Below are 7,600 nucleotides of genomic sequence, written 5' to 3'. Positions count from 1 at the left end.
CTTCTTCATGAGCGTGCTGTGCCCCCAGACCGGTATAGGCGGTCCAGTTATCGGTGATGTCATACTCGCTGCGCCACATGCCGAATTCGTTTTCGATATTGCTGTAGGCGGGTGCAGCGCCCTGGTGAAACAGGTGATGGAGTTCCAGCTGGCGGCTCAGGGCGTGGAGGTGAAAAAGGACATCTGCGAGCACTTCGCGTACTCGCGTCAGGAGATCTACCACCTGGTGCGCGTCAACCGCATCCACACCTTTGATCAGCTTATCAGCCGCTACGGCCAGGGGCACGGGTGCGAGATCTGTAAGCCGCTGGTGGGATCGGTGCTGGCCTCCTGCTGGAACGAATATCTGCTGAAACCGGCCCATCTGCCGCTGCAGGACACCAACGACCGCTACTTTGCCAATATCCAGAAAGATGGCACCTACTCCATTGTGCCGCGCATGGCCGCCGGGGAGGTCACCGCCGACGGGCTTATCGCCATCGGCCAGATCGCCAAACGCTACCAGCTCTACAGCAAAATTACCGGCGGGCAGCGTATCGACCTGTTTGGCGCCCGGCTGGAGCAGCTCCCGGAGATCTGGCAGCAGCTGATCGACGCCGGGTTTGAAACCGGCCACGCCTACGGCAAATCCCTGCGCACGGTAAAATCCTGCGTCGGCTCCACCTGGTGCCGCTATGGGGTGCAGGACTCCACCGGGCTGGCGGTGACGCTGGAGAACCGTTACAAGGGGCTGCGCGCTCCGCATAAGATCAAGATGGCCGTTTCCGGTTGCACCCGCGAGTGCGCCGAAGCCCAGAGCAAGGATGTGGGGGTGATCGCCACCGACAAGGGGTGGAACCTCTATCTGTGCGGCAACGGCGGCATGAAGCCGCGCCACGCGGATCTGTTTGCCAGCGATCTCGATGACGCCACACTCCTGCGCTACGTCGACCGCTTCCTGATGTTCTATATCCGCACCGCCGATCGCCTGCAGCGCACCAGCACCTGGCGGGATAACCTCGAGGGCGGGCTGGCGTACCTGCGCGAGGTGATCATCGACGACAGCCTCGGCATTGCCGCCGAGCTGGAGCAGGAGATGCAGCGGGTGGTGGATACCTATCAGTGCGAATGGCAGACCACTTTGCAGGACCCGGGCCGTCTGGCGCAGTTCCGCACTCTCGACGTCGCGCCAGCATCCGCAAAACGCTGGCAGGATATCTGTACCCTGGACGAGATCCCGGAACAGGCGGGCATTGGCGCGCGTCTGGGTACACAGCCCATCGCGCTGTTCCGCTTTGGCAAGGCGATTTATGCCCTGGAGGATCGCGAGCCGGGCGGCAGCGCCAGCGTATTGTCGCGCGGCATTCTCGGCGATGCCGGGGGCGAGCCGGTGGTGATCTCGCCCCTGTATAAAACGCGGATCCGCCTGCGCGACGGGCGCCATGTTGAAACCGGCGAAGTGGCGGTGCGCGCCTGGCCGGTCAGAGTCGATGGCGACCGGGTGCAGGTGGGCAGTGAAGAGCTGGTGATGCGCGCGGAGGCCTCATGACGGAAACCCAAACGACCTGTCCTTACTGCGGCGTGGGCTGCGGGTTGATCGCCCGCGTCGAAAAGGGCGAGGTAAGCGTGCGCGGGGACAACAGCCATCCGGCCAACTTCGGACGGCTGTGCGTTAAAGGCTCGGCGTTGGGGGAGACCACCGGTTTAGTGGGCCGCCTGCTTCACCCGGAGGTGGACGACCAGCCGGTGAGCTGGGATCAGGCGCTGGATATCGCGGGTGCGCGGCTGCGGGAGATTATTGAAAAACATGGGCCGCAGGCGGTGGCCTTTTATGCCTCCGGCCAGCTGCTGACCGAGGATTACTACGCTGCCAACAAGCTGATGAAGGGCTTTATCGGCGCGGCCAATATCGATACCAACTCCCGGCTCTGCATGTCCTCGGCGGTGGTGGGCTACAAGCGCGCCTTTGGCGAAGATGTGGTGCCGTGCAGCTACGAGGATATTGAAAAGACCGATCTGGTGGTGCTGGTGGGCTCGAACGCCGCCTGGACCCATCCGGTGCTCTATCAGCGCCTGGCGCAGGCGAAAATCGACAATCCGGCGCTGAAGGTGGTGGTGATCGACCCGCGACGCACCGCGACCTGTGACATTGCCGATCTGCATCTGGCCCTGACGCCGGGCAGCGACGCCGGGCTGTTTGTCGGCCTGCTGAACGCCCTCGGCGGGGAGAAGAGTGAAGCCCGGCAGATCGCCCGGGCGTGGCCGCCTGAGCAGGTGGCGGCGTTCTGCGGCCTGCCGCCTGAAGCGATCGCCACTTTTTACGCCTGGTTTATCGCCGCCCCGCGTGCGGTGACGCTCTACACCATGGGGATCAACCAGTCCACCAGCGGCAGCGACAAGTGCAATGCCATAATCAACGTCCATCTGGCGAGCGGCAAAATCGGGCGCGAAGGCTGCGGACCCTTTTCGCTGACCGGTCAGCCCAATGCGATGGGCGGGCGCGAGGTGGGCGGGCTGGCGAATCAGCTGGCGGCGCACATGAATTTCACGCCGGACGATTTAAGCCGCGTGGCCCGCTTCTGGGGGACGGAGCGGCTGGCGCAGACGCCGGGACTGATGGCGGTGGAGCTGTTTGAGGCCATCGCCCGCGGTGACGTGAAGGCGGTGTGGATCATGGGTACTAACCCGGCAGTATCCCTTCCGGACAGCCATGCGGTCTGCCAGGCGCTGGCGGCCTGTCCGCTGGTGATGGTCTCCGAAGTGATGCGCGACACCGATACCAGCCGCTTCGCCCACATCCGTTTTCCGGCGCTCGGCTGGGGAGAGAAAGAGGGGACGGTGACCAACTCCGAACGCCGCATCTCCCGTCAGCGCGCCTTTTTGCCCGCGCCCGGCGAGGCGAAACCCGACTGGTGGATCATCGCCCGTATCGCGCAGAGGCTGGGCCATGGCACGGCCTTCGCCTGGGATCATCCTCACGACATCTTTACCGAACACGCCGCCCTGACCGCCTTTGAGAACCATGGCGAACGGCAGCTTAACCTCGCGGCCCTGACGCAGTTGACCCGCGAAGAGTGGGATGGGCTGACGCCCTGGCAGTGGCCCGTCAACCGGGAAGTATTCACCCGTGCGCACCGGGTGCCGGTCAACCCGCAGACGCATGGCGCTACGCCGAATCTGCTCTATCCCTTTACCCTCAACAGCGGACGCATGCGCGATCAGTGGCACACCATGACCCGCACCGGCTACGTGCCGCGCCTGATGCAGCACCGCGATGAACCGAGCGTGGAGATCTCGCCGCAGGATGCCGCCCGGCTGGGGATGCAGGATGGACAACTGGCACGCATCAGCGCCCCGCGCGGGCTGATGGTGGCCCGGGCCCGGATCAATGACGGGCAGCGCCCCGGGGAGCTGTTTGTCCCGATGCACTGGAACAGCTGTTTTTCACGCCAGGGCAAAGTGAATGCCCTGGTAGAAGGGCGCTGCGATCCTCTTTCCGGCCAGCCGGAGAGCAAACAGACTACGGTGCGGCTCATGCCGTGGCAGCCTGCCTGGCAGGGGGAGCTTTACAGCCGGGAGGAACTGGCTCTGCCGACGTACGTCCACTGGTGGCGCAAGGCGGCAAAGGGGGTGTCGCGCCTGACCCTGGCGGGGGACAAGCCGCTGCTGGAGTGGCTGCTGGCACACAGCGCCGGCCAGGGCTGGCAGCTGCAAATCGCGCAGACGGGCGAGCGCAGCAGCCTGCTGGCCTGGCATCAGGGAGCATTAATGCTCGGCTTCTGGCAGGATGTTGCTTTGCCAGGGCTGGCGCATACTTTTATCGAAGCCGCGTTTCACGTCGCGCCGGTCGCGCTGGCGGAGCGTCACGCCCTGCTTAACGGGCAGGATCCTGGCGAGCGCAGCGATCCGGGGCGCATCATCTGTAGCTGCTTTAGCGTCGGCGAAAACGCTATCCGCAAGGCCATTGCGGGGGGATGCGACTCTGCGGCGGCGCTGGGGGCAAAATTACGCTGCGGCACCAACTGCGGCTCCTGTGTGCCGGAGCTGAAAGCGATGCTTTCTGTGAGGGTGTAAACGCCTTGTGGCGCTGCGCTTATCAGGCCTAAAGGATGCGTAGGCCGGGTAAGCGCAGCGCCATCCGGCAATCAGGCTTCAGGATATTCCTGAAATTTCCCTTAGGGCTGAAATTTTTTCTCAGGCACGCTAAGGTGTTAACTCCGTTTTCTCTCAACACAGGCACCCTTACACGACGGTGATGGTTGTTTCCCCCCGTATTTGTTCGCTGTTTCTTCTCCTCTGTTATGCCGGAGCCGTTCACGCTGCCCCGAATTCGTTTATCCATCAGGCGCAAAATCCGTTCGATAATAATGGCGACAGCCTGCCGGACTTAGGCATGGCGACCCCGACGGGGGAAAGCGAAAAGCATCTGGCGGAGATGGCGAAAGCGTTCGGCGAAGCCAGCATGACCGACAACGGCCTGACCACCGAGGAGCAGGCCCGGCAGTTTGCCCTGGGCCAGGTGCGGGACGCCGTCAGCCAGGAGGTGAACCAGCACATTGAGTCCTGGCTTTCGCCGTGGGGCAATGCCAGCGTCGATCTGCTGGTCAATGACGAGGGGCGCTTCACCGGCAGCAAGGGGAGCTGGTTTATACCCTGGCAGGATAACAACCACTACCTCACCTGGAGTCAGCTCGGCCTGACCCAGCAGGAGGACGGCCTGGTGAGCAATGCGGGCATCGGCCAGCGCTGGGTGGCGGGCAAATGGCTGCTGGGTTACAACACCTTTTATGACAATCTGCTCGATGAAAATCTCCAGCGCGCCGGGCTCGGCGCCGAAGCCTGGGGCGAATACCTGCGCCTGTCGGCCAACTACTATCAGCCGTTTGCCAGCTGGCGTGACAGCTCGGAGGTGCAGGAGCAGCGCATGGCGCGCGGGTACGATATCAGCGCCAACGCCAGGCTGCCCTTTTATCATCACCTCAACACCAGCATCAGCTTTGAACAATATTTTGGCGACAGCGTGGATCTGTTTCACACCGGCACCGGGTATCACAATCCGCTGGCGGTCAACCTCGGGTTGAACTACACCCCGGTGCCGCTGGTGACCCTTTCCGCCGGGCATAAGCAGGGGGAGAGTGGGGTGAGCCAGAACAACCTTGGCCTGAAGCTCAACTACCGCTTCGGGGTGCCGCTGAAAAAACAACTCTCCGCCAGCGAAGTGGCTGAAAGCCGCTCCCTGCGGGGTAGCCGCTACGATCCGCCTGAGCGTCAGAACCTGCCGGTGCTGGAGTTCCGCCAGCGTAAAACGCTCTCGGTGTGGCTGGCGACACCGCCGTGGGATCTTAAGCCTGGCGAAACGGTCATGCTGAAGCTGGATATTCGCAGCCGACACGGGGTGCGTTCCCTGCACTGGCAGGGCGATACGCAGGCGCTGAGCCTGACCTCACCGGCGAAGGCCAGTGACAGCGAAGGCTGGAGTATTATCCTGCCGGCGTGGGACAGCAGTGAGGGGGCGAGCAACCGCTGGCGGCTGTCGGTGGTGGTGGAAGATGAAGCGGGGCAGCGTGTCTCTTCCAATGAGATCACGCTTGCCCTGACGGAGCCGCTACTGGTGCTGCCAGAGGAGGATCCGCGCTGGACGCTGCTGCCGGAGGAGTAAACTCAGAAAATGCGCTCCTGGTGTACCCAGACCGCCGCTTCCACCCGTGACTTCAGCTTCATCTTCTTCAGCATATGCTTCACATGGACTTTGACCGTGCTTTCGGTGATGTCCAGACGGCGGGCGATCATCTTGTTTGGCAACCCCTGGGCAATGAGCTTGAGGATATCGCGCTCGCGCGGGGTCAACTGGCTGACGTCGCGATCGGAGGTGGCACGGTTGGCGCGCAGGCTGGCCGCCAGTACCGGGGTCAACGCTTCGCTCAGCACCATGTCGCCAGCCGCCGCCTGTTGCAGCGATTTCAGCAGATCTTCCGGCTCCATGTCTTTCAGCAGGTAGCCGTCGGCGCCACGTTTCAGGGCGGTGACCACATCCTCTTCATGGTTGGAGACGCTGAACACCACCACGCGCCCGGAGAGCGATTTTTCGCGCAGCTTATCCAGGGTTTCGAGGCCGTTCATGCCGGGCATATTCAGGTCGAGCAGGATCAAATCAGGATCGAGGGCCTCGGCCAGTTCAATGCCCTGTTCCCCGTTGCTGGCTTCGCCCACGACGGTGATATCCGACGCCATGCTGATAAGTTGTTTAACACCGGTGCGCAGCATCGGATGGTCGTCGATCAACAGGATTGTAGCGGGCTCCTGATTAGACATGATGTTCTCCTTGAGCAGTGAAAAGAGGCTTTTCGGGAATAAAGGTGACGATAACGTCCGTTCCGCCCGATTCGCTCCGGCGGATCTGACAATCTCCGCGCAGGCTTTGCGCGCGGTCTCGCATAATAATCAGACCATAGTGGTTACTGCGTTCGGCGTTTTCCGGGATCCCGCAGCCGTTGTCACGCACCACCAGTCTGACCTGGTTTTCGTGCTGGCTCACGGTGAGCGAGACCGCCGTCGCCCCGGCGTGTTTCAGGGCGTTGCTTAACGCCTCCCGGGCGATCTGCAGCAGATGAATAGCCTGATGAGAGGGCACGAAACGGGGTGGTAGCTGATAGTCCAGCGAGACGGTGAAGCCGAGCCGGGCGCTAAACTCCTGACAGCTGGCCTCCAGCGCCGGACGCAGGCCGGGCTCCGTCAATTGCAGGCGGAAGGTGGTCAGCAGTTCACGCAATTGTATCCAGGAGGTGTTAAGCTCGTTGCGGATCTGGCTGAGTAGCTGCTTGCTGCTCTCCGGCAGATCCGTGTCCTGCATCTGTAGACAGCTGACCTGCATCTTCATGCAGGAGAGGGACTGGGCGATAGAGTCATGCAGTTCGCGGGCAATGGTGGCGCGCTCTTCCATCACAATCAGCTGCTGCTGTTTTTCCTGATGACGGTCGAGGGCTAACGTCGCGGTCAGCTGCTCCACCAGGGTATCGACCAGCTGCTGCTGATCGTGGCTGAGATGACGTCCGGCGGGCAGCGTCGCCAGTAAGATGCCATATTGCGTCAGGTTATCCGCCAGGCGCCACTTGAGGGTGGTCCCGCTGGTGGTCAGCGGCGGCAGGCCGCGCGGGCAGAGGCGACAGCCAATTTCATCGCAGCTGGCATCCGACTGACAGGTAAATTCCTGATGATTCTCTTCATCTTCCAGGTCGTAGACGCGCAGTTCGATGTCGTGCAGCTGGGTCAGATTCTGCAGGCCGTTAAGCACCGGCGAGAGGCGCTCGCACAGCGGCACCTGGGAGTGCAGGCGGCGGTTGGCCTGCCAGAGGAAAGAGAGGATCTCGTTTTTCTGCTCTAGTCCGGCGGTTTTTTCACGCACGCGTTGTTCCAGCACCGCATAACTCTCGGCCAGCTCGCCGGACATGGTATTCAGCGCCTCGCCGAGCATTGCCATCTCATTGCGTCCGTTGATGTGGGCGCGCTGGGTAAAATCACGCTGGGTCACGGCGCGGGCCATCGCCAGCAGTTGGCGCCAGGGGTGCAACAGCCGGGCGCGCAGCCAGAGGATGGTGAAGACCAGCAGCAACCCCATAAAGAC

5 protein-coding genes are annotated in these 7,600 nt (G+C 62.5%); 3 read left to right on the top strand and 2 right to left on the bottom strand.

The window, feature by feature from the left end; genetic code table 11:
- The 3 genes from nirD to WFM46_RS21875 form a co-directional block, all read left to right on the top strand.
- A partial coding sequence (gene nirD, locus WFM46_RS21885; RefSeq protein WP_336998536.1) for a nitrite reductase small subunit NirD occupies nt 1-1,528 on the top strand: 1,528 nt, incomplete at its 5' end.
- Complete coding sequence (locus WFM46_RS21880) at nt 1,525-4,053, top strand: nitrate reductase (RefSeq protein ID WP_336998535.1); 2,529 nt, start codon at nt 1,525-1,527, stop codon at nt 4,051-4,053. The genes nirD and WFM46_RS21880, both read left to right, overlap by 4 nt.
- A 181-nt stretch (nt 4,054-4,234) precedes the next feature.
- Nucleotides 4,235-5,638, top strand: a complete 1,404-nt coding sequence (locus WFM46_RS21875; protein WP_336998534.1) for a YchO/YchP family invasin — start codon at nt 4,235-4,237, stop codon at nt 5,636-5,638.
- A gap of 2 nt (nt 5,639-5,640) precedes the next feature.
- Here the strand turns inward: WFM46_RS21875 and narL are convergent, their stop codons facing one another.
- Nucleotides 5,641-6,291, bottom strand: coding sequence for a two-component system response regulator NarL (gene narL / locus WFM46_RS21870; RefSeq protein ID WP_032611305.1), 651 nt, complete (start codon nt 6,289-6,291; stop codon nt 5,641-5,643).
- A partial coding sequence (narX, locus tag WFM46_RS21865; protein ID WP_336998533.1) for a nitrate/nitrite two-component system sensor histidine kinase NarX occupies nt 6,284-7,600 on the bottom strand: 1,317 nt, incomplete at its 5' end. The genes narX and narL, both read right to left, overlap by 8 nt.

Origin of the sequence: Leclercia sp. M50 (assembly GCF_037150775.1) — a bacterium.
Taxonomy (GTDB): domain Bacteria; phylum Pseudomonadota; class Gammaproteobacteria; order Enterobacterales; family Enterobacteriaceae; genus Enterobacter.
This window is presented reverse-complemented; position numbering and strand designations above follow the sequence as displayed.